The organism is Pseudomonas sp. 2822-17, from assembly GCF_002742485.1.
GTDB classification, from domain to species: Bacteria; Pseudomonadota; Gammaproteobacteria; order Pseudomonadales; family Pseudomonadaceae; genus Aquipseudomonas; species Aquipseudomonas cyclaminis.
This window is the reverse complement of record NZ_LJRZ01000827.1, coordinates 1-279: the sequence shown is the minus strand read 5'-3', so window position 1 is coordinate 279 and position 279 is coordinate 1. Positions and strand designations below refer to the sequence as shown.

The following is a 279-nucleotide window of genomic DNA, read 5'->3' as shown; positions in this document are numbered from 1 at the left end:
ATCTAAAACAGGAAATTAATCTCTTATCATCAGAATTAGATGCAATTGCCTCTCAAATTTCATCAGTTGCTTTTGAAATACATCGAGAAGAGGAAGCGAGATTAGCAGCACAACGAGAGGAAGCAAGATTAGCAGCACAGCGTGAGGAAGCGGCGAGAGCAGCGAGAGCAGCAGCGCAAGCGAAATAAGTTAATAAGTTATTTAAGGAGAAGAGGGTCCTTTATTAAATGTCGCGGATAGTCGTTCAAGTTCAAGCCCATCTAGTCAATGGTACGAAGC

General features: G+C 42.3%; 1 protein-coding gene. It reads left to right on the top strand.

Translation table 11 applies throughout. The features are described 5' to 3' along the window. Positions 1–188 (top strand): hypothetical protein (locus AOA60_RS32885; protein ID WP_178075431.1); only part of this gene is annotated, 188 nt, incomplete at its 5' end. Positions 189–279: the final 91 nt, after the last annotated feature.